A 21,495-nucleotide genomic window follows, 5' to 3' on the forward strand; every position below is an offset into this window, starting at 1 on the left:
GAATTTCCTCTTTTAAAGGGTCACTTTGTCCTGATTATGAATACATGCACCTCTCCAAAAAGACGGCGTATAGTACTGCATGAGCCTGATGAAGCAGGGGTGAAACGGGATGTATTGGGTTAGACAAAAACCTTTCTATAATAAAGAGCTTGCTGAATTTCTTCTTCATATGTGTGTTTACGCTTACCGCCAATATGTTAACAACGGCCCAATAGAACCCATTCCCGGTTTTAAGCTGGTTCATTCCTTTAAAGCAAAAGCAAACGGTATACCTGAATGGTTCGGTTTTATTTTGGAATCTGATGATGCGATCGTTATTGCTTTCAGGGGAACTCAATCGGATGCTGACTGGGTTGCTGATGCTTCCATTAGCCAGACTCCCTTTCTGTATGGAAACAACGGGGGGCTTGTGCATTCCGGATTTCAATCGGTGTATGCCTCGTGCCGGGACGAAATCTTCAAGAAGTATGCACTGCTTTCCAAACAGAAAAATCTGTTCATAACCGGACACAGCCTTGGCGGGGCACTCGCCATCCTGCATGCTGCCGATGCAGCGCTGAATGCCGGCTTCCGCTCCATTGTTATGTACAACTACGGAGCACCGAGAGTCGGGGACGGCCGGTTCGCATCCTTTTATGACCAGGCGGTTCCAAACAGCATCCGCTTTGTTAACACAGCCGATCTCGTTCCAAAGCTTCCTCCTTTTGTTGTTTATAATCCACTCAGCAAAACTACTTTTTTTTACCAGCATGTGCAAACTCCTTTCTCCTTTACGGCCGATACCGGATCGATAGCCGGAAATCATATGCCGGATACCTATTTTTCAGGGATTGAGGGAATGGCCAGATTGGCTTATAGGTAAAGGAACGTGAAACAAAATCTGCCAAAATATTTATTTTAATTTTCAGAATAGTGTAATACAATTACCCTTATATAGGAATAGGGGGAATGTACATATGAAGGCATTAAAGTCCATCCTGATTTGGGGACTGATTTCTGCTGCCGGTGCGGCAGGATTCGGTGTCCTTGCATTAAACAGAGGCGAATCCATCAATGCAATTTGGCTGCTTGTCGCTGCACTCAGCGTATATGCAATCGCTTACCGTTTTTACAGCCGCTTCATTGCCAGAAAAGTTTTTGAGCTGGACGATAACCGAAAGACCCCCGCAGAAACAGAGAATGACGGAAAAGATTATGTCCCGACGAACAAGTGGGTCCTCTTCGGACATCACTTTGCAGCGATAGCAGGAGCGGGTCCACTTGTCGGGCCTATCCTTGCTGCCCAGATGGGCTACCTGCCGGGCACCATCTGGATTGTTGCGGGAGTGGTCCTTGCCGGTGCAGTTCAGGATTTTGTCATTCTTTTCGGCTCCATGAGACGGAAAGGCAAATCGCTCGGCGAGATGATTAAAGAAGAAATCGGCCCTGTCACAGGCATCATCGCCATGGTCGGCATTCTCGGAATCATGATCATCCTGCTTGCTGTACTTGCACTCGTAGTGGTCAAGGCGCTTGTCGGCAGTCCATGGGGAATGTTTACGATTGCAGCGACCATTCCAATCGCCATCTTCATGGGAGTCTACATGCGGTATATCCGCCCGGGCCGTGTAGGAGAGGGCTCTATTATCGGCGGTGCTCTTCTGATCGCTTCCATCATCCTCGGCCAATATGTATCCCAGAATCCCTCGCTTGCAAAACTGTTTACTTTTAATGGGGAAACCATTGCTCTCTTAATGATTGGCTACGGCTTCATCGCATCTGTTATCCCTGTATGGCTTTTGCTTGCACCAAGGGATTATTTGAGTACTTTTCTGAAAATCGGAACCATCGCCGGTCTTGCCCTCGGAATTCTTTTCGTGGCACCGGATTTACAAATGCCTGCCGCAACGCAGTTCGTTGATGGGACAGGCCCTGTCTTCGCAGGAAACCTCTTCCCCTTCCTGTTCATCACCATCGCATGTGGTGCTGTATCCGGCTTCCATGCCTTAGTGTCCTCAGGCACAACACCGAAGATGATCGAGCGGGAGAGTCATGCAAGGCCCATCGGGTATGGCGCGATGCTCACCGAATCATTTGTTGCTGTCATGGCCTTGATCGCGGCGTGCGTTCTGAGCCCTGGAATTTATTTTGCCATCAACAGTCCGCCGGCGGTCATTGGAACAGACGCTGTATCAGCTGCTGCGGCTGTATCCAACTGGGGCTTTACCATCACTCCGGACGACCTGACCAATCTGGCTGATGATGTCGGAGAAGAAACGATCCAGTCCCGTACAGGAGGAGCTCCAACACTTGCCATCGGAATGGCTGTTATTTTTTCAAGCTTCCTTGGCGGAAAAGCGATGATGGCCTTCTGGTATCATTTTGCCATCCTGTTTGAAGCTCTGTTCATCCTCACTACCATTGACGCCGGAACACGCGTCGGCCGCTTCATGATCCAGGATTTGATCGGACAGGCTTACAAACCCTTTGCACGAACCGACTTCCTTCCTGCCAACCTGATTGCGACCGCCCTGTGCGTTCTGGGATGGGGCTACTTTCTTTACCAGGGTGTCGTCGACCCGCTTGGAGGAATCAATACCCTGTGGCCGCTTTTCGGAATCGCCAACCAAATGCTTGCAGCCATCGCGCTCCTGCTCGGTACCACCATCCTCTTTAAAATGGGGAAAAAAGCGTATGTATGGGTCACCCTGCTCCCTACCACATGGATCCTGATTGTAACGATGACAGCAGGCTGGCAGAAACTCTTTCATGAAAATCCTAAAATCGGCTTCCTGTCCCACGCCCAAGTGTTCAGCGACGCCCGCGGCAAAGGCGAAATTCTGGCCCCGGCCGCCACCCAGGCCCAGATGAACCAAATCATCCTGAACGACTATATCAACGCCGGTCTATGCGCCTTCTTCATGATTGTCGTCATCGCTGTCCTGATCTCCGCCGTCCGCATGTGGATCCGCGTCTTCAAAAAACAGGACACCACACTTCATGAAGCACCGTACATCCCACGCGAGGAAGGAGAATTCAAACACTATGCTTAAACGCCTGGCTGCCATCCTGAAACACCGAAAGCAATTCTTCAACCTGCTCGTCGGCGTCCCATGCTATGAAACCTACGTCACACACATGCAAACCCGCCATCCCGGCGAGCCTGTCAAAACCAGAAAAGAATTCTTCTGCGAAGCACAGGAAGAACGATACAATGCTAAAGGCGGCAAAGTGTCCAGGTGCTGCTGAGAAAAATGGAAAACCGCCTTCAAGGAGGCGGTTTTTTGATGGAATTGGTTTTTTTGAGGGTGGATGAGAAGGTGGGGCTGACTGGCAGGTGAAGGGGGCTGAAGGGGTATTCGGTCTGAGTGGGGTTAGGGTTTGTATGAGATTGGGGGATGAACAGGGGGTGAGGGGAACGGGGCTTTGCACTGACCCCACATGCTTTAAAGCACAGCGGGACAAAGACCCGAAGCTGTGAGCCTATATGCAGCAAGGACTTCGAGAAGTGGTGCCAGAGCTTTAGTACTTTAGCAGAGCGGGGGTCAGAGAGACCCGCCGTCTCCATTCAGAGTAATATCGTACGGGTGCACGGCCCAAATCTTTCTCCCGCCCCATCCCCCATTCCCCATCCCATCCCCAAAAACAAAAACCCCCACATTGGGGGTCCATTCTCTATTCCATGCCTGCCAGCAGGTCTGCGAATTCTTTGGCGTATTGCGGCAGGTCTGGCGGGCGGCGGCTGGAGACGATGTGGCCGTCGGTGATGACGGCGACGTCGTGCCAGATGGCGCCGGCGTTGGTCATATCATCTTTGATTCCGGGAGTGCTGGTGACGTTGCGGCCTTTCAGGATACCGGCTGAGATGAGGACCCAGCCTGCATGGCAGATTTGGCCGATTGGTTTTTCGTGTTTGTCCATATATCGAACCATTTCAAGTACTTCCGGGTAGCGGCGGAGCTTGTCCGGTGACCAGCCGCCCGGTACAAGGATGGCGTCATATTCTTCTGGGCTGATATCAGCGAAGGCAAAATCGGATGTGACGGGAACGCCATATTTTCCTATATAGGTTTCATTGGCTTTTTCTCCGGCAATGTGAACCGTTGCCCCTTCTTCCTGCAGACGAAGCACGGGATACCATAGTTCCAGGTCTTCAAATTCACTGCTGACGAGCTGAATGACTTTTTTGTTTTCGAGTCTCATGTGCAAAACACCTCCATGGATAGTATATCATGGAGACAGAGCATACCTTCAATCATTCTGGCTTGCTGCGTTCCTCAGCTTTCGAATAATCGAGGTGATGATGCTGATTTCATCCTGCGAAACCGTTTGTCCATCCAATACAACATCGTATTTTACGAGAAGGTTGTTGGATTGCAGGTCGATGACTTCTTTGCTCCGGGTATCCGAGACAAGCAAATCACTGATTTCCACTCCATACACCTCTGCGATTTTCTTCAAAAGTGAAATTGAGGGAACATACAGTCCCCGTTCAATTTTTGATAGATTGCTGTAGTCATAATTTACTTTTTTGGCAAGGCTTTGAAGGGTATCGCCATTGCATTTTCTGATTTCTTTTATACGGTTTTCCATACGAACGACCTCACTTCTATCCTATTGTACCTATTGGCCGCTGCATAGTGAATATTGCAATGTTTATTTGGGTATTCTAGAAAATTTTAATGTGGTTTTGGTGACAATAACCAAATTTACGCATAGATTATTGATGAGGATACCTTTTAAAGGAAACCTCTTCTCACTTCTTCTACGCATTGCTTTGAGGGGCAATGCCTTCCTTCTGACATATAAAAAAGAACAGAAGAAACTGTGCCTGTGTATTAGCGGGACAGTTTCCCCTGTTCTTTTTGATTTCCTTCCAGAAGGCTTGTGTGAAACATTCCTCTGGCGGTTTTTTTCCCGAACCAGTCTGCGGTCTGTTCAAGCCATGCTGATATCTTCATCAAGGTCACACCTCCAGCACATATCAATGTGTTAAGGTTATACCCTTGATTCACCCGAATGAATCTTATTTTAGAAGTTATCCGATCTCTTCAGCAGATTGATATAGGCGGTAGTAGGCACCCCGGTTCTCCATCAGCTGCTGATGGGAGCCTTTTTCAGCGATTTCCCCTTTGTCCATTACGATAATCTGATCGGCCTGCTGAATGGTATTGAGGCGATGGGCGATCACGAAACTGGTGCGTCCTTTCATCAGCTTTTTCAGGGCATCCTGTATTTTCATTTCAGTAATGGTGTCGATGCTGCTTGTTGCTTCGTCCAGGATAAGCACAACGGGATCAGACAGGATTGCCCTAGAGATGGACAGGAGCTGTCTTTGCCCCTGGCTGATGCCTGTGCCATCCTGCTTGAGGATGGTGTCGTATTGCTTTGGCAGCTTTATGATAAAGGAGTGGGCATTGGCCTGTTTTGCGGCCTCCTCCACCTCATGATCGGCTGCATCAAGACGGCCGTAACGGATGTTTTCCCTGATGGTTCCTTCAAAAAGAAAAGGATCCTGCAGGACAAACCCCATGTTTTTCCTCAGTGATGCCCGGCTGACTTCCGCAAGGTCAATTCCATCAGCGGTAATGGCACCCGAGGTTGGATCATAAAACCGGGACAGCAGGTTGATTATGGTCGTTTTACCGGCACCGGTGGCTCCGACAAAGGCCGTCATTTCTCCTTTAGAAGCTTGAAAGCTTATTTTTTTCAAGATGGGAGTTCCGTGGTCGTAGCCAAAGGATACATCCCGGAAGACGATGGTGCCTTCTGTTATTCCATGCGGCAGCCCCTTCGCTTTTTCCTGCTCCTCTTCCTCTTCATCCATGATTTCAAAAACACGTTCAGCACCCGCTACAGCGGAGAGAATCGTATTAAACTGGTTCGCCAGGTCATTGAGCGGTCTTGTAAATTGCCTTGAGTACTCTACGAAAATGACGATCGTTCCAATGGTAATCATGCCTTTAATGGCGAGATATCCGCCTGCTGCAGCGATGATGGCAAAGCTTAGATTGTTCAGGACGTTCATGAGCTTCGGGATGAAGCCTGAGTATGTCTGCGCCCAAAATCCAGCTTCCCTTAGTCTGGCGCTCTTTTCCAGAAATTCCTCTGTTACTCTCTCCTCCTGTGAAAAAGCTTTAACAATTTTCTGGCCAGAGAATGTCTCTTCGATGTATCCATTCAATGAGCCGAGATGCTTTTGCTGCTCTTTAAACTTTTTTCCTGTCCGCTTTGTAATCCATTTCATCCCAAAAAACATAAGTGGAATAATGGTCATGGAAAGAGCGGTCAGAACAGGACTCAGAATCAGCATCATGACAACTGTTCCTGCAAGTGTCAGGACGCTTGAGAGAATCTGGATAAAAGAGCTGTTTAACGTCTGACTGACGTTGTCGATGTCATTCGTTACCCTGCTCATCAGCTCACCGTGCTGTCTTTTATCAAAAAAAGCGATGGGCAGCTTTTGAAAATGTTCAAAAAGTGCGGTTCTCATCCGGTAGACAGCCCGCTGTGCGATCCCGGCCATCCAATAGTTCTGCAGCCAGGTGGACAGGGAGAACCCGGCGTAAATAGCTCCGAGCAGCACCAGCTGCCAGCCTAAGCCGGCTGTTTCAGCAGGTACAATGTATCGGTCGATGGTCTGTCCGATCATGTACGGTCCCAGAAGACCGAGTCCCGAGCTTGCTGTGACCATGAAAACAACCAGTCCAAGCAGGCGTCTGTTCCCGGACATGTATGTCCAGATGCGCTTTACGACCGCTGCCCAGTTGGCTGGACGCGGCGGCTTCTTGCCGGTTATCTGATGGTTAGAGGGCCTCATGCATCGTTACCCCCTCTGATTGGGATTGCCAGATGCGGCGGTACATATCTGATCTGTCCAGAAGTTCTTTATGGGATCCGCATGCAGCCATTTCCCCTTCATCCAGCAGGAGAATCTGATCGGAAACGGATGCTGTACTGATTTTCTGGGTGATCATGATTACCGTACACGAATAGGTGCTGATTGCCTGGAGGAGTTTCCGTTCCGTTTGGAGATCAAGTGCGCTTGTACTGTCATCGAGCAGGAGGATCGCCGGCTTTCGGATGAGCGCCCGGGCGATGGAGAGCCGCTGCTTCTGCCCGCCGGACAGGTTCACTCCCTTTTGACCGACCAATGTGTCATATCCGTCCGGCAGAGATGCAATGGTATCATGAATCTGGGCATCTTTTGCCGCCTGAACGACTTCATCTATCGATGCATCGGGACGCCCCCACATAATGTTGTCCTTTACCGTTCCTGTAAAAAGCATGGACTCCTGCGGAACATATCCAATGCCGCTGCGCAAATCTTTAAGCCTGTACGTTTCCACTTCGTGCCCATTGATCAGCACTTTTCCCTTTGAAGGTTCATACAGCCGAGGGATAAGCTGAAACAGAGTGGATTTCCCGGAGCCGGTAGAGCCCATGATGGCTGTAGAGGTTCCTGCTTCAGCAGTAAAACTGATGTTAGCAAGCACCGGGGTGTCCATTTCAGGATAATGAAAACCAACATTGCGGAACTCGACTCTCCCATCTGCTGCATGACTGGCAGTCCCCTGCCCTTCTAAAAGGTGCGATTCCGTCTCAAGCACCTCTGCTACCCGCTGGGATGAAGCACGGGTCCGTGAGAAAGCCATGATGATAAAAGAAAACATGGAGATGGCAGCTGTAATCCTAAGCGCATAGTTCACAACGGCCACTACTTCCCCAACCTTTGCTCCCCCTGCAGCTGCCTCAGATGCTCCAAACCAGAGAATCGCAATGATTCCCGCGTTCATGACAAAATAGAGCACCGGCATCGTCATTTCAATCAGCCGGAGCACGGAGGCGGTCCTTTTCCGAAGATCTTCAGCTGCTCCTGTAAACCGCTTGATCTCATACCCGGAATTGAGAAAGGCTTTAATGATCCGCATGCCTGAAAGATTTTCTTTCATTACGCCATTCACACGGTCAAGCCTCTCCTGCACAGCGCGGAACATCGCTCCCCCGGTCTTCATCACCCAAAGGAGGAAGAAGATCAGGATCGGGATGGCAATAACAAGAATCATGGCCAGACGGGCATTGACGAACAGCGCCATAACCGTTCCTCCAATCACAAGGAGCGGGGCACGGATCATAATCCTCAGACTCATAAAGACTGTCATCTGGATCGTATTAACATCATTCGTGACCCGTGTAATGAGAGAGGAAGGCTGAAATTCATCCAGGTTGGAGAATGCAAAGGACTGTACTTTTTTAAAGAGGCTGCTGCGGATATCATAGGCAAACCCCTGGCTGACCCGGCTTGCCAGAAATGAATTTGTAATACCGGAGGCGAAAGCCAGAACTGACATGGCCAGAAGCACACCGCCCCACAGCCACACCGTGCCCAAATCTTTTTGCAGGATCCCCTCATCGATGATCCTGGCAATGATCAGAGGCTGCAGCAATTCAACCGCAAGCTCTGCAAGCATGAGCAAAAGAGCCAGTCCCGCAGGAAGGCGGTACGGTTTTAAAAATGAAAACACCCTTGTCATGTTATCCCTTCTCTATGTATGGTTTGTTTCTTCTATCATATCCTTATGCAGGAAATTATTTAATTATTTTGATTCGGAAACGGTGAAAAATACGGCAGGGCACCCTGCAGCTGCTCATTCTTCTTCGAAACCTCCTATCTTCCAGTTTTTCAAACCTGCACACAGCAGCAGCGCTTGTTTCCACAAAAAAAATGCAGACACCCATGTAGGTGTCTGCACATTTTTTATTGATCCGTTTCTTTTGCTGCCTGATCCACTCTGGTCTTTAAGTCCTCCCAATTTCGTCCGAGAAACATCTTTTCATTTACGAACAAGGTCGGAGTAGAGGTCACACCCAGCTTTTGTGACAGGGCATCGTCTTCATTTGCTTCAAGCTTGCCTTCCTTATTGTCGTAGGAAGCGACTACCTGCTTCACTTCTTCTTCCGTAGCCATTGTGCTTAGCAGGTTAATCAGATAATCTTTTTTAAATATATCTTTAGTTTCAGCCTCCGGATTGTCGGGCTGTGCAGCATACAGCTTTTCATGGAACTCCCAGAACCGCTCATTTCCAAGGTTCAAGTAGACACTTTCTGCAAAATCAGCCGAACGGTAGGAGTCGACGTTAATAAACGGATGGTGGAAAAAGTAGAATTGCACCTTTCCTGTCTGAATCAGTTCCTTATCGATCTGCTTGAAAAGCGTTTCGTTAAACCTTTTGCACGCAGGGCATTTATAATCTCCAAATTCAACAATCTTTACCGGGGCATCTTTATCCCCCAGATAAGGCTGGTCCTCGTATGTGATCATGCCGGGCTTGCTCATTGAAGATTGATTGTATCCATAATAAAGGCCGCCAATCAGCATGGCGAGCAGGATGGCAAACAGCAGTCCAAAAACGAACGGCTTCTGGGAAAAGGTATTCTGGTCCTTCTTCATATACTCACTTCCTATTTGTACTTTTCGAGCCTGCAAGCTCTCCTTATTTTACAATACAGGATAATCGGCTATGCAGCTTCAGATTAAATGACGGCTTTATGAACATTACCTGCGCTGTTCCTTGTTCAGCCTGTTAAGCTGGGTCTGACGGATCGCCTGATTGATCACTTCTGAAAAGACGAGGCCGATCGCGATGGAGCCGGATACCATAAACGCTTTTGCGGCGAGTGTCAGTGCGGTGTTGTAATCGTTCTCTACGAAGTTCCTCATCGCATCATACGCCATCCCGCCCGGTACAAGCGGAATGACTCCGGCGACACTGAAGATGATAACCGGTGTTTTATAGATTTTGGAGAAGATCTGGCCTGTGACAGCGATAACGAACGAAGCAGCCACAGTGGAGAATACTGCATCCAGATGATTTTCTACCATGATAAAATAGATGATCCACCCGAGCATTCCGACAAAGCCGCATTTAATAAGGGATTTGCGGGGTGCATTAAAGATCATCCCGAATGCTGCGGATGCGATAAAGCTTGTGATAAGCTGCTGAATCAAACCAAATCCCCCTTAGACGGCAAAAAGTGAAAACACAAGAGCTATACCGGAACCGATGGCGAAGGCTGTTAAAAAAGCTTCCGCCCCTTTCGAAAGACCGGACACAAGATGTCCTGCCATTAGATCCCTCACTGCATTGGTGATAAGAAGACCCGGGACGAGCGGCATGACAGAACCGATAATGATTTTATCCACTTCAAGTCCAGTGCCGGTTTTTACAAAAATAAAGGCAATCAGACCGATGATAAAAGAAGCGATAAATTCCGAAAAGAATTTAATCGGAACGAGCCTGTGGAAATAAATCAGGCTGATAAACCCTGTTCCTCCCGCTATCACTGCCGGCAGGAAATCCACCCATTTTCCGAGGAACATGATCAGAAAGCACCCGCTTGAAACCGCAGCAGCCAGTGCCTGCAGCCAGAAGGGATACGTATGCTTCGCCTGCTCGACTTCCTTTAAGCTTTCATACGCTTCATCTGCTGTCAGTTCGCGGCTGCTGATCTTCCGTGAAATTCCATTAACGAGTGCCACCTTCTCAAGGTCCGTCGTCCGCTCTGCGATGCGGATCAGCTTCGTCTTTGTCGGCTCTTTTCCTTCTACCGAAAAAATGATCCCGGTCGGTGTTACGTAGCTGTGGGAATGACTGAATCCAAACGCAGAAGCCATCCTCGTCATCGTATCCTCAACCCGGTACGTCTCCGCTCCGCTTTGCAGCATGATCTTGCCGGCGAGAAGGCAGACATCCATAATTTCATATGTAAAGGTCAATTGTTTATCCATAGCATTCTCCCTGCATGTTCAATGTGAAGCACCTATAGTGTAGCGGAAAATAACCAAAGGAACAATTTTTAGATTTTTTCCAGTTCAAGCAGGAATTTAGACCTACAGCGAAGAAAAAGGTAATTCTGGAAAATCTTAAATGACAGACACCTTTGAAAGGATACGAATGATGAGACGCAGCATCCAATCAGCAGCACTGTTTGCCGCTTTTTTATCAGGCTGCAGCGCCCAATCCGCTGAGTTGATCAAACCAGCCCCGCCGGCTACTGTTCTCAAGCCTAAAGTTCCAGTTCTCATCCAGGAAGATGTGAAGACTGTGATTGAGCCGGCTCCGGTAAACGGATCCGGAAGCCTGCAGTTTCCGCAGGACGATGAGAAAGAGATTATGGCGGTGCTGAACGAGCACTTAGCCGCCTATAATACAAAGGATTTAAACTCATATATGAATACTTTGTCCAAAACAGCCCAAGGCTTTCACTATGAAACCGAAAGAGTTCATATGGCCCGCGTTTTTACGGACCTGGACCGCACCATGCAAGTAAAAGATGCAAGAATTTACAAAACCGGGGAGGATTTAAAATCTGCGGCTGTTTACGCGCGGCTCCATATTTCTTCTTCGAGACAGGCGCTGTCAGCTGAATATGAAGCAATTGTTATTTTCAAAAAGGATCCGGACGGTTGGAAAATGTCTGCTACTATAAACCTTCCGAATCTATTGGACTCTTAATTTTTCTGTTATAATTTGTACATCAAACCAATTCGCCTGAAAGATTAGCAGACTTACAAGGAGATTTTAAATGGAGACAAAAGCGAGAGCACTATATACCTACCTTGTGGAAAATGCCCCGGAATTTACGGAAGAATGGTACAAACATCAGACCGTTAAACCTGGATCTGACTACTCCATTGATGCTCCAGAGCACGTTGTGAACAAAATTAAAGAGCAGAATATGAATTATGTAAAGCTTGTTGCAAAATCGCTTGACCAAACGTACGAAGAAATGACCGGTTCAATCGGTGCCTGGACAAAAAAGACGGCTGCCGACCGTGCACAGTCCCGTACATCCATTGCAGAAGTAACAAGGAACTTCGGTGTATTCCGGCGGACGTTCTGGATCTTTATCGAGCGCTTTACTGAACAGACAGATCTGAATTTAACTCTGAAGGATATCCTGTACTGGGAAAAGAAGCTGAACACAGCTCTCGATTATGTGATCGAGTCTTTTGCAAGTGAATTCATGAAAATTATTGTTGCACGGCTTGAAGCCCAATCCTCACTGATCAATGAACTGAGTTCTCCTGTGATTCAGTTGACAGACGAGATCGGTCTCCTGCCGATCATCGGTGATATCGATACAGCACGGGCCAAATCCATCCTGGAATCCAGCCTGCAGAGAAGCATTGACCTCCGGATTAATGTACTCGTTTTGGACCTGTCAGGAGTCATCACTGTCGATACGATGGTGGCGAAGGAGATTTTCCAGCTGGTTGAATCCCTAAAGCTGATCGGAGTGGAAACCGTCATCAGCGGAATCCGCCCTGAGGTTGCCCAGACCGCCATTCAGCTCGGTGTTGACTTTTCCGGCATCCGTACGGAAAGCTCTCTTCAAAAAGCACTAAGCAAAATGACGGTCAGCCGTTAAAAATCCATTCGGGCTGAATAAGCGGACAGTCTGATGAACTTAGAATCCGCGATTTTATACAGCTTAAGGCTGCCGGAACCGGCAGCCTTTTTTTAATGGTATTGGGAGATAAAGTCGCCAAGCTCCGCGGCCGGAAGAGGCGGACTGAAATAGAATCCCTGAATGGAAGGGCACTTAAGACTGCCCAAGAACTCCAGCTGCTCCTTCGTCTCGACTCCTTCTGCGACAATTTCAAGCTCCAGATCTCTTGCCATGCTGATAATGCTCGAGAGTATGGCGTTGCTCTGACTGCTTGTATTGATTTTATTAATAAAAGAGCGGTCGATTTTCAGCACATCGATCGGCAGCTCCTGCAGGTAGCTTAGAGAGCTGTATCCGGTGCCGAAGTCATCCAGTGATATTTTTATTCCGAGATCTTTCAAGTCATGAAGCTTTGAAATCGTATCTGCCTTGTTTTCAATCATGGAGCTCTCGGTAATTTCTATTTCTGCACAATTCGGATCAAGGCCGGTCGCATCGAGAACTTCCTTTACTGTGTCTACAATTCCGTCATCGTAAAAATGATAGTGCGAGAAATTGACAGCCACCCGTTTGAACGGATAACCCGCCTTCTGCCATTCCTTCATTTGAAGGAATGCGGTGCTGAGAACAAATTTCTCCAGGCTGCGGATCAGACCTGTCTTCTCTGCTATCGGGATGAAGATCCCCGGTGAGACATGGCCAAGCTCCGGGTGACTCCATCTGACCAGCGCCTCGGCACTATTAAACATCCCGCTTTCCAGGTTGAATTTAGGCTGGTAATGCACATTCAGTTCTCCTGCTTGAATAGCTTTTCTCAATTCATTTTCCATGTACAGCTGGCGATGATAGTCTTCATTCAGCTTGCTTGAAAACACCTGATGCTTCTCCGTACTTTTTTCAAGTGCGACAGTGAGCGCCATTCCTGCGTATTTGTACACATCATCGTGGCTCGGACTGTCATACGGATAGACGGCAGCTCCTGCAGCGACGGTCATATTAATGATTGTATCTTTGAAAAAGACCGGCTTCTCCAGCTCAAAAAAGCGGCTTTTATTCAGCTCTTCAGGTCGCTTGCCGGTTATTGCCAAAGAGAAAACACTCGTATCTGTATAAGCGAGCAGTGAACCAGGCGGCAGGTTTTTTGCGAGCATGCCGGCAGCCGATTTGATTACCTCTTCCCCGGCCTTCTCGCCATACAGCTCTGTAATGCTTGAAAGGTTCGAGATACAGATGGAAACAAGCGTATAGGGAACAGTCAGTTCTTTGATCATCATACGGAATTTTTTCTGGTTCGGCAGTTCCGTCAGCTCATCGAAGTAAGCCATATACTGAATGGTTTCTTCAGCTTCTCTGATTTCCGTCATATCCTTCAGGATCGCATACAGACCTTTGTCTCTTCCTTGAGCAGTGATGGAGATGATGGAAGCGATCACCTTGAAAACTGTTCCATCTTTTTTTGCTACATCCACTTCCGCAGAAAAGGCTTCTCCGGAAACCGCTTTTTCTTTATAAAATTCTCCGAGCTCCCCGCCAGTTCCCAGTAAAGAATAGGACTTCCCCAGGAGCTCATTTTCAGCATATCCGGTCATCAGGACCGCCGCGCGGTTGCATCCTTTAATGATACCGGCCGCATCAAGAGTAAACACGGCATCCAGATTGTTCTGATAGAGGGAAGCATACTCTTCTTTCTGAACGTTCAGCTTGCTGTAGGCATAATAGGATGGAATAAACTCCAGCGCCGTCATGGCAATCAGCCCAATCGTATATGGCAGAAGCACGAAGGGATGATGCTGATCTTCAATGGCAAGCACAGAAAAGATAATCATGTATGGCAAAACAGACAGACCCATCCCTATTAATATACTTCCTGCCGTGCTCCAATACAGCGCGGTTCTTTCAGCCTCCTCTTCCAAAACAAGAAACAGCAGCTGGGCTCCGGAAAATACGGTGCCCGCAATAATAGCGGCTGTCAGGATGGCAAGCTGAATATTGAAATCCATGCTGTCTGCGTACAACGGGTAAAAACCTGTATAATCTGCGGCAAGAAGAGCGGCTGTCATGTAAATGCAGACTTCTGCATATTTCTTTGACTTCCCTCTTCCTACTTTTCCTGCGCTGATCAAATGGAAAAGAATATAGCAGAGAATAATAAATACCGGCAGGAAGATCGCATTTTTCCAATCAGGACTGACAGAAAATCGCAAAGAGGTGTAAAATAGAAGTTGCGTTACCCAGAACAGCAGGCCGACTCCGGCTGAAACCAGTATTTTATCGCGAATGCGTGTATTCGGTGCTTTCTTTAACTTCAGTGTAAAACCCAGTATGCAGAAGACAGTGAGAATGCTTATTAAAGCACAGATCCCGTAAATCCAGGGATTCAATATGTCCGATAGTCCGCTAACAGTGCTTGGATCCACATTCATCACCCTTTTTTAAATAATAGCGAGTAAACGTACCTCTATTAGTTATCGGGTGTTATAGAGCGAAGTTAAAGTGTTTTTACAGGAATGACAAAATAAAGGAGGATTTAGTATGACGCATGAAGAAAAACCAAAAGCAAAAATGACCCTGCAGGAAGCAATGAAAAATAAGCTGAATGCAAAGAAAGCGGAGCAATCCGGAGGCACAGCTGAGAACAACCTGGTGAAATCGACGAAAAAAATGACCAGCCAGATGACGAAGAAGCCTAATAACCAGCGCCGCCGGACGGGTGTTTAATGGACGGCCGCACAAGAAGCAGCATCCAGCCTGGTAACCGCGTCAACATCGTGCTGAAGGCGGACCAGCGGACAGGCACGCTGACAGAAGGCATCGTGAAGGATATCCTGACGAAATCGCCCAATCATCCGCACGGCATCAAGGTACGGCTGGAAGATGGACAAGTAGGCCGCGTGAAGGAAATTCTGGGATAACCAATAATATAGAAGACCCGGAAAGCGAAAAGCATTCCGGGTCTTTTATTTGCTGTTGAAAAGGGCAAGGAAGGAAAAGGGACTTAGCTTGAAAACGATGGCCGGATGTGGTGCGGACCAGCCTAATGCTATGATTCAGTTTCTCCATCCGGAAGCCTTATGAAGCATCGTTCAAGAAAAAAAAAACGGTCTCCTGTCCGTCCGGAGCTTGACCGGACAAGGAGCCGTTATTTTTTTCGTTCTATATTTAAGCGGTCTTTACATCACACTATCTTCCTTATCTGGATCCAAAACGCCTGGAGCGTGTCCGGCTTTCTCCATATGGGCTCATCGGTCTCCGCGACAGTGCCGTTCTCAGATAAGAGTCCCCTTCTTCATTTTTGCATTGAAGGAGGGCATACAGCTGCCGGACATCATCAAGTGCCCGGTGGGTCTGGGCGTTTCCGAGGCCGTGTTTTTCAATTAAATAAAGCAGTTTGGAGCTGTAGAAGCCGTATTCTTTCCATGGAATATGCCGAACCGAGCAGTGCCACTTCAATTGGGCAGCCTCGGGATACATCGTACAAATAAAGCTTCTGTCAAAAGAAGCATTATGTGCAATGACAAAATCGCATCTGGAGAAGGCTTCCTGAACCCGCTCATCCTGAAATGCCTGGCCCTGTACGTCTTCAAAAGGGATTCCGTGCACTCTATAGGCATTTTTGTAGTTTGCGAGAGCAGTAGAGGACTGCGGTTCTCTTAAGTAGGAATGAGTCTCCTCTACCTCAATAAATTCGTCTGCGTAAGGATTATAGCTGAACAGCAGTAATCCGATTTCAATCATTTCATCCTGTTTCGGGGACAGCCCTGTCGTTTCAACGTCGAGCAGCATCCCGGTCAGGATTTCATTCTTTCCAGCCAAAAGGATCCCTCTTTCTTCTTATTTGTATGTATTCACTTTACCCGTTTCTGATTGCATACCTGCAGCTTCCGTGTGTTTTCTGCGATTGCTGAAAGGGAATACGGTAATTATTAGAAACGGAGGAGGACGAACGATGAGCATTTTTTCACATGAAGCGCTAAAAGATCAGCATATCCTGATTACCGGTGCTACAGGCGGTATCGGCTATGAAACAGCTAAAGCATGTGCAGCTGCCGGTGCCCATATTACCATTACCGGAAGAAACGAGGATACCCTTGCTTCCCTAAAGGGTGAATGTGAAGAATTGAGCCCTCAATCAAATGTCTTTCTCTTCAGTGCCGATCTCGCAAGCCCGGATGACCGGAAAGCTCTTATTGAAGCTGCGGAGGAGGAAAACGGTCCGGTAACCGGACTGGTGAACGCAGCAGGCATTGCCGGCGGTGCCCCGCTTGAGGAACTGGAAGAAGATCTGCTCAGAAGCATCATGGAGCTGAATTTCACTTCTGCCGTCCTGCTCACTCAGGATGTATACCGCCGTATGCAGAAAAGCGGCAGCGGCTCGGTTGTAAATGTGTCTTCATTATCCGGACTGCGCGGGACTGCTGCAAACAGTGCCTATGCCGGCTCAAAATTTGCCTTGATCGGCTTTACCCAGTCCTTTGCAGCAGAGGCCATCGGGCATGGTATCCGTGTGAATGCCGTATGCCCGGGCTATGTAGATACGAAAATGGGCAGGGACAGCATTGCCCGTAAAGGTGAAAGGTACGGAAAAAGCTATGAAGAGCAGCTGAAGCAGGCGGAAGCATTGATTCCTTCCGGACGGATCAGCACGCCTGAAGAAGTCGCACAGACCATTTTATTCCTGTTAACCGGTGCAGCCGGCAACATTGTGGGCGAATCCATTAAAATATCCGGCGGCAGCGTCATGTAGCCTTCAGCTGCTGGAAGCTTTCTGCATCGTATGCAGAACGGACATATACGCTTTCGCTTCCTGAGGCATCCCCATTTCCTTATAGGTTTTCGAAAGCCATTGCACCGGTTCGGGGCTGTCAGGGCGCAATTCCATCTCCCAGCTGAAGCAGTCGATGGCTTTTTGATATTGCTTCACCTCATGATACAGGCGGCCAAGCTCCAGCTGCTGCTCAGGATCGTCCTGATAGGTCTCCATCTTTCTGAAATTTTCCGTTACCGGCGAGGAAATTGGCTGCAGCCATTCCAATACGTCATGAAAACTGCGGGCTTTGAGCAGCTCCGGCACAATGCCGCGGAGGAGGCGTGTACATGCCTTTCTGTCTTCAAGCTCTGAAAGAAAACGCTGCAGCTGCTCCGTGTCTACTTTTTCATAATCAAGGTCCGGAGCTGTCAATAGAGTGTGAAGCTGTTCCAAATCCCTTCCTTCTGAAGCGATCAGGACAGCCACTGCATCTTCCCTTCGTCCATCGGTCAGCAGCGCATCCATCAGATCCCGGCCCGCTTTGCTGTCTTTTACAAGCCCGCGGCAGGAGTCCCAAAGAATGATGGCCCGCTCCCTTGCATTGAAACGTTCTGCCAGGAGGGCGGCAAATTGGTCATAGTAAGCAGTTGAAGGTTCCTCCTCCTGCTTAAAATAGTGAATGTAAAGAGCGGCGGCATCCATCCAGCGCCCCTGCTCTGCATACAGAACCTGCAGTCTTTTAAATGCGGGCTCTGTTTTTTTCTGCTTCCTGCACAGCATCTCGGCGTAAAGAGGATCGGCTGCTTTCATTTCCTTGTAGCCTGCTTCATAGATCAATCGGTATTTCAGAAAATTCATGTGCTGGGATAATTCGTGAGCCCATAGATTTTTGGAATCGAATGATAAAAGCGTCATCAGCAATTGGTGAGCAAGACGGAACTGTCCGCTGCGGCGGTATTGAAAAAAGAACGTTTTTGCGATTTCAGTCAGTTTTTCCTTTTGAACATAGGAATCAAAATGGGAAAGAATATATACGGTTTCCTGGGGAGTCATCTGCTTGGCAAGTGACTTGAACAGCTGTGTCACCGTCTTCAGCTGATACGTTTGGGGATTGGAGAAATGCGCGTCAATCAGCGGGTGCGGAGCTTCAAGAACCGCTCCTTTTCTAAATGCCCTGCTTAAGCTCGAGCCTTTTTTCGGAGCACCCTGCTTGGCGGTTAAAAATTGATTTTGATAAAAGAACAGATAGAAGGTGCCTTTTTCGGGATGATCTGCTTCCGCGATTCTCATCCGGTTGTAAAAAGCCAGTCTTTTCAGGCGAAGCTGTAAAGGCTTCTCACCATTTTGGGCCACTGAAGCATATTCAATATGTCCGCTCATTGAAATCCCTCCATATGGTTCTTTGCTTCTATTGTAACATTGTTTGGATGGTCCGCAGAAAAAAACCGGCAATCCCTTTAAAAGAACTGCCGGACATTTCTTACGTATTCCTGTTCAGAACAAGGTAAAACAGGGCAGAATCCATTCTGCCCTGTTTCGGTTACCTGCTGCCGAGAAGCATCCATTCATATTGGCGCAGACGCAATTCAAACATCGTAAGAGACTCTCTGAACTGCGGCAGGCTGTTTTTCATTTCAAGCAGCTTGGACTGCTTTGCTGAAATTTCTGCATGGGTTTCATTGACCGTTCTTTTCAGTACATCATTCGGGTGATCAAAGAATAAATTCACATCACGGACAATCCCGCTTTCAAAAACATCAAACGGAAGCAGGAATTTGGCAATGATGGACTCGGTAAGCTCTGTATAATCCTCGTTTTCAATATATTGCGTATAGCGGTTTACCATCACGGATTTGCTTTGTGCAATGGCATTGATCAGCTTGCCGGCACTTTTCAGCAGCAGCTGGGAAGGTGTATGGCGCAGAAGGATATTGTGCTTTTCCACCTGTACTCCGCTTGTCATCCTGTGCACATCCCGGCGCCAGTCATCCACAACGCGGAAGTCACATTCCAGTTCAATCCGCTCTGTTCCGAAAAGCTTGTTGAAGCCATTTGCCATTTCATTCAGGAAGGCCTGGCTGTTCTTCAAGTCCTCATGTGAGGAAGCAATCCATTCATGCAGGGAATCCCTGTACATCGGCAAAATGGTATCCTCCATATACAGCTGAATGCGGTTGTTCATCTCTTCATTGAGCTGCAGATGAATTTTGCCGAAATCACTGTCTTCACGGACCAGTTTTGCACAGCTGCGGATCAGCTCGGGAATCTTCACCTTCATGTCTGTCCTGATTTCTTCTTTCACAGTATGCAGATAGCGGCTGATGTCCTCTGCTTTTTCCTTTTCCAAGTCTTCGAGCTGATGAAGGGCACCGTTCAGCTTTGAAACCATATCCTCATTCCAGGTAATGGATTTTTCAAGAGAACGCTCATGCTGCATCCGTTTATCAAATAAATCCGTAATCGTATTCCGGATAACATAGAGCAGTTTTTCCACCCGGCTGCCCATCCCTGGAGCCTGAACGGCCATTTGAAGGAATTCACGGAAACGGCTCACCTGCTGACTGCTCTTATAGTGGGAAGAATAAGCGAAAATCTTCGCCTCCGGAAATACGGAGTGAATGCGTTCCTCAGTGTCTTCATAAACCCGGCGAACTTCTTCTTCTCCATAAATGGTGTCGATTTTATTCAACAGGAAGTGAACCGGCATTCCAGGGTTCTGCTCGCGGATTCGCACAAGAAATTCCGCCTCTTGAGGAGTGAACGGCGCATTCGCTGAAAGCACAAATAAAAGGCTGTCTGCCAGATTGATGTAATTGTGAACTTCGTTTCGGCCTCCAAGCCGGCTGTTAAATCCCGGAGAATCAATCATCATCAGCTGATTTTCTCTCAGGAAAGCAGAGGGCAGGCTGTATTCGATAAACCGGCCAGCTGACTGGCGGCTGTCCTCACCCACCGTTACTTCCCGGATTTCAGTCTCGTCCGCATCCCGGACGATGACTACGGTTGAACTTTCTTCACCCAGGACGGGCTCATCCAACACAGAATTAATAAAGGAGGACTTGCCTGAGCTTGCAGAACCGGCTACAAGCAAATGGCGGGTGCTGAGATCGAGCAGTTCCTCCACCATCCAATTCGTCTGAGCATCGGTTTCCACTTCATTTTCAAGGCTCCATTTTTCTACGGCATCAAACAGCTTGATGCTCTCTTCCATTCCCGCCGCAGAATCCGGCTGTTTCCAGCTTACGAGATTGCCGGCCTGATAGACCGTCTCCTCTGAGATCGAACCCGGGAAAAGATCGTTCCAGGCAAGCACCGCTGCGGAAGAAAGCACAGCATGATTGGAATCGGAAACCTTAAGCCAGTTTACAAGAAAGGCCGGCAGCACTCTTTCCAGTTCCTTTACGGAGTACCTGCCTGAAATCAAATGCAGATAGGTCTCCTCATACCGCTTGGAAAGTCTGCGCCATGAATGAGAAGTCTCTCCGTCCAGTGTCTGATAGACTTCGTTAAAATGGAGCAGCCAGGGCATGTAACCCGGCTTCCCTTCATAAGAATCCCAGAGTGAAAGAACAAGCTCCTCAAAATGCTCCGCGCTGATGCGGTTCAGCGTAATGAGCGCATCCGTAAAATACGAAGGCTCAAAACGATCCGTAAGCCCTCTTTTTATGTATGAGATCATCACATCCGCCCAGTCAAGCGATTCCGTGCGGATGGTTTCATTGACAGCAAGCTCCACCGCATTATCCCAGTCCTCATGTTCTTCAAAAAACGCCCGGGCAATGAGGGCGATATTCTGATAATCGGGATCCAGACGCACCGCTTTTTTTATGGAAGAAACAGCCGCCTCTTGCTTTTCCTGCTGCAGATATAAAGAAAACAGCTGCAGCGCCGTCTCCACCTGAAGGACCGTACTGTCTGTTTCAATGCTCTTGTACAAATCAAGCGCTGCAGACAGCATGCCAAGCTCCATGTAGGCATCCGCTCTGTTCTTTACCGCCCATTGCTCAAAATAGCCGGTGATGTTCTCCCATTTAAAAATAGCTGCTTCATAATCCTTATAATGAAAATACACTTCCCCCTGGGCAAAGCGCACATCCGTCGCATCTCCGTCTTCCTTCAGATGCTCTTCAAACAGCATCGCACCAAGCGTCTGCACCGGATTCTCTTTTCCCTCAGGAGCCAGCTGCTCATAATAGGTTTTTTTGCTTAACCGCGTTTCAATTGTCATAGCCTTCCTCCATAAGTAGAGTTTATAAGTATCAAATTCCCCGTCTATGGTCCCGCTACACCTCATAGAGTTCTAAATTCATATTTTA

20 protein-coding genes are annotated in these 21,495 nt (G+C 48.1%); 8 read left to right on the plus strand and 12 right to left on the minus strand.

The annotated features are described in order from the left end of the window. Positions 1 to 109: 109 nt before the first annotated feature. The 3 genes from GKZ89_RS09440 (at position 110) to GKZ89_RS09450 (ending at position 3,228) form a co-directional block, all read left to right on the plus strand. On the plus strand, positions 110 to 862 hold the full coding sequence (locus tag GKZ89_RS09440) for a lipase family protein (RefSeq protein WP_155112156.1): 753 nt from the start codon (positions 110 to 112) through the stop codon (positions 860 to 862). A gap of 94 nt (positions 863 to 956) precedes the next feature. Further along, on the plus strand, positions 957 to 3,032 hold the full coding sequence (locus GKZ89_RS09445; RefSeq protein ID WP_155112157.1) for a carbon starvation CstA family protein: 2,076 nt from the start codon (positions 957 to 959) through the stop codon (positions 3,030 to 3,032). Beyond that, a complete protein-coding gene (locus GKZ89_RS09450; RefSeq protein ID WP_155112158.1) occupies positions 3,025 to 3,228 on the plus strand; it encodes a YbdD/YjiX family protein in 204 nt (67 codons plus the stop codon). Before GKZ89_RS09445 ends, GKZ89_RS09450 begins: the two co-directional genes overlap by 8 nt. Before the next feature lie 426 nt (positions 3,229 to 3,654). Here GKZ89_RS09450 and GKZ89_RS09455 read toward each other — a convergent pair whose 3' ends face one another. From GKZ89_RS09455 to GKZ89_RS09485, 8 genes are all read right to left on the minus strand, one after another. Further along, positions 3,655 to 4,182, minus strand: coding sequence for a type 1 glutamine amidotransferase domain-containing protein (locus tag GKZ89_RS09455; protein WP_155112159.1), 528 nt, complete (start codon positions 4,180 to 4,182; stop codon positions 3,655 to 3,657). Between the two features lie 48 nt (positions 4,183 to 4,230). Further along, a complete protein-coding gene (locus GKZ89_RS09460) occupies positions 4,231 to 4,572 on the minus strand; it encodes a helix-turn-helix transcriptional regulator (protein WP_155112160.1) in 342 nt (113 codons plus the stop codon). A gap of 245 nt (positions 4,573 to 4,817) precedes the next feature. Further along, a complete protein-coding gene (locus GKZ89_RS21400) occupies positions 4,818 to 4,943 on the minus strand; it encodes a hypothetical protein (protein ID WP_277753215.1) in 126 nt (41 codons plus the stop codon). A gap of 74 nt (positions 4,944 to 5,017) precedes the next feature. Further along, a complete protein-coding gene (locus tag GKZ89_RS09465; RefSeq protein ID WP_155112161.1) occupies positions 5,018 to 6,799 on the minus strand; it encodes an ABC transporter ATP-binding protein in 1,782 nt (593 codons plus the stop codon). Further along, complete coding sequence (locus GKZ89_RS09470; protein ID WP_155112162.1) at positions 6,786 to 8,513, minus strand: ABC transporter ATP-binding protein; 1,728 nt, start codon at positions 8,511 to 8,513, stop codon at positions 6,786 to 6,788. Before GKZ89_RS09470 ends, GKZ89_RS09465 begins: the two co-directional genes overlap by 14 nt. Positions 8,514 to 8,737: 224 nt before the next feature. After that, positions 8,738 to 9,430, minus strand: a complete 693-nt coding sequence (locus GKZ89_RS09475) for a DsbA family protein (RefSeq protein WP_155112163.1) — start codon at positions 9,428 to 9,430, stop codon at positions 8,738 to 8,740. A gap of 105 nt (positions 9,431 to 9,535) precedes the next feature. Beyond that, on the minus strand, positions 9,536 to 9,988 hold the full coding sequence (locus GKZ89_RS09480) for a threonine/serine exporter family protein (protein ID WP_155112164.1): 453 nt from the start codon (positions 9,986 to 9,988) through the stop codon (positions 9,536 to 9,538). Between the two features lie 12 nt (positions 9,989 to 10,000). Next, complete coding sequence (locus GKZ89_RS09485) at positions 10,001 to 10,768, minus strand: threonine/serine exporter family protein (RefSeq protein WP_155112165.1); 768 nt, start codon at positions 10,766 to 10,768, stop codon at positions 10,001 to 10,003. Between the two features lie 169 nt (positions 10,769 to 10,937). On the opposite strand from GKZ89_RS09485, the gene GKZ89_RS09490 reads away from it, so the two are divergent. Next, positions 10,938 to 11,495, plus strand: a complete 558-nt coding sequence (locus GKZ89_RS09490; protein ID WP_155112166.1) for a Cif family virulence factor — start codon at positions 10,938 to 10,940, stop codon at positions 11,493 to 11,495. Between the two features lie 70 nt (positions 11,496 to 11,565). Then, a complete protein-coding gene (locus tag GKZ89_RS09495; protein WP_155112167.1) occupies positions 11,566 to 12,411 on the plus strand; it encodes an STAS domain-containing protein in 846 nt (281 codons plus the stop codon). Between the two features lie 92 nt (positions 12,412 to 12,503). On the opposite strand, the gene GKZ89_RS09500 is transcribed toward GKZ89_RS09495, so the two are convergent. Then, positions 12,504 to 14,849: a putative bifunctional diguanylate cyclase/phosphodiesterase gene (locus GKZ89_RS09500; RefSeq protein WP_162356648.1), complete on the minus strand. Its 2,346-nt coding sequence runs from the start codon at positions 14,847 to 14,849 to the stop codon at positions 12,504 to 12,506. A 115-nt stretch (positions 14,850 to 14,964) separates the two neighbouring features. On the opposite strand from GKZ89_RS09500, the gene GKZ89_RS09505 reads away from it, so the two are divergent. Both GKZ89_RS09505 and GKZ89_RS09510 read left to right on the plus strand, forming a co-directional pair. Then, complete coding sequence (locus tag GKZ89_RS09505; protein ID WP_155112169.1) at positions 14,965 to 15,150, plus strand: hypothetical protein; 186 nt, start codon at positions 14,965 to 14,967, stop codon at positions 15,148 to 15,150. Then, a complete protein-coding gene (locus GKZ89_RS09510; protein WP_155112170.1) occupies positions 15,150 to 15,344 on the plus strand; it encodes a YwbE family protein in 195 nt (64 codons plus the stop codon). Before GKZ89_RS09505 ends, GKZ89_RS09510 begins: the two co-directional genes overlap by 1 nt. A gap of 277 nt (positions 15,345 to 15,621) precedes the next feature. On the opposite strand, the gene GKZ89_RS09515 is transcribed toward GKZ89_RS09510, so the two are convergent. Further along, positions 15,622 to 16,245 (minus strand): exonuclease domain-containing protein, encoded by a 624-nt coding sequence (locus GKZ89_RS09515; RefSeq protein ID WP_241680187.1) that lies wholly within the window; start codon positions 16,243 to 16,245, stop codon positions 15,622 to 15,624. A 133-nt stretch (positions 16,246 to 16,378) separates the two neighbouring features. Here GKZ89_RS09515 and GKZ89_RS09520 point away from each other — a divergent pair, with 133 nt between their 5' ends. Further along, on the plus strand, positions 16,379 to 17,176 hold the full coding sequence (locus GKZ89_RS09520) for an SDR family NAD(P)-dependent oxidoreductase (RefSeq protein ID WP_155112171.1): 798 nt from the start codon (positions 16,379 to 16,381) through the stop codon (positions 17,174 to 17,176). Between the two features lie 3 nt (positions 17,177 to 17,179). On the opposite strand, the gene GKZ89_RS09525 is transcribed toward GKZ89_RS09520, so the two are convergent. Then, complete coding sequence (locus GKZ89_RS09525; RefSeq protein ID WP_155112172.1) at positions 17,180 to 18,559, minus strand: tetratricopeptide repeat protein; 1,380 nt, start codon at positions 18,557 to 18,559, stop codon at positions 17,180 to 17,182. A 160-nt stretch (positions 18,560 to 18,719) separates the two neighbouring features. Next, complete coding sequence (locus tag GKZ89_RS09530; protein ID WP_162356651.1) at positions 18,720 to 21,407, minus strand: dynamin family protein; 2,688 nt, start codon at positions 21,405 to 21,407, stop codon at positions 18,720 to 18,722. Between the last annotated feature and the right edge of the window lie 88 nt (positions 21,408 to 21,495).

The sequence above is a fragment of the Metabacillus mangrovi genome, from assembly GCF_009711125.1.
GTDB classification, from domain to species: Bacteria; Bacillota; Bacilli; order Bacillales; family Bacillaceae; genus Metabacillus_B; species Metabacillus_B mangrovi.

Coding starts and splice junctions, on each gene's coding strand:
- GKZ89_RS09440 (WP_155112156.1), top strand. CDS start 110: ATGTATTGGGTTAGACAAAAACCTTTCTATAATAAAGAGCTTGCTGAA.
- GKZ89_RS09445 (WP_155112157.1), top strand. CDS start 957: ATGAAGGCATTAAAGTCCATCCTGATTTGGGGACTGATTTCTGCTGCC.
- GKZ89_RS09450 (WP_155112158.1), top strand. CDS start 3,025: ATGCTTAAACGCCTGGCTGCCATCCTGAAACACCGAAAGCAATTCTTC.
- GKZ89_RS09455 (WP_155112159.1), bottom strand. CDS start 4,182: ATGAGACTCGAAAACAAAAAAGTCATTCAGCTCGTCAGCAGTGAATTT.
- GKZ89_RS09460 (WP_155112160.1), bottom strand. CDS start 4,572: ATGGAAAACCGTATAAAAGAAATCAGAAAATGCAATGGCGATACCCTT.
- GKZ89_RS09465 (WP_155112161.1), bottom strand. CDS start 6,799: ATGAGGCCCTCTAACCATCAGATAACCGGCAAGAAGCCGCCGCGTCCA.
- GKZ89_RS09470 (WP_155112162.1), bottom strand. CDS start 8,513: ATGACAAGGGTGTTTTCATTTTTAAAACCGTACCGCCTTCCTGCGGGA.
- GKZ89_RS09475 (WP_155112163.1), bottom strand. CDS start 9,430: ATGAAGAAGGACCAGAATACCTTTTCCCAGAAGCCGTTCGTTTTTGGA.
- GKZ89_RS09485 (WP_155112165.1), bottom strand. CDS start 10,768: ATGGATAAACAATTGACCTTTACATATGAAATTATGGATGTCTGCCTT.
- GKZ89_RS09490 (WP_155112166.1), top strand. CDS start 10,938: ATGAGACGCAGCATCCAATCAGCAGCACTGTTTGCCGCTTTTTTATCA.
- GKZ89_RS09495 (WP_155112167.1), top strand. CDS start 11,566: ATGGAGACAAAAGCGAGAGCACTATATACCTACCTTGTGGAAAATGCC.
- GKZ89_RS09505 (WP_155112169.1), top strand. CDS start 14,965: ATGACGCATGAAGAAAAACCAAAAGCAAAAATGACCCTGCAGGAAGCA.
- GKZ89_RS09510 (WP_155112170.1), top strand. CDS start 15,150: ATGGACGGCCGCACAAGAAGCAGCATCCAGCCTGGTAACCGCGTCAAC.
- GKZ89_RS09520 (WP_155112171.1), top strand. CDS start 16,379: ATGAGCATTTTTTCACATGAAGCGCTAAAAGATCAGCATATCCTGATT.
- GKZ89_RS09525 (WP_155112172.1), bottom strand. CDS start 18,559: ATGAGCGGACATATTGAATATGCTTCAGTGGCCCAAAATGGTGAGAAG.
- GKZ89_RS09530 (WP_162356651.1), bottom strand. CDS start 21,407: ATGACAATTGAAACGCGGTTAAGCAAAAAAACCTATTATGAGCAGCTG.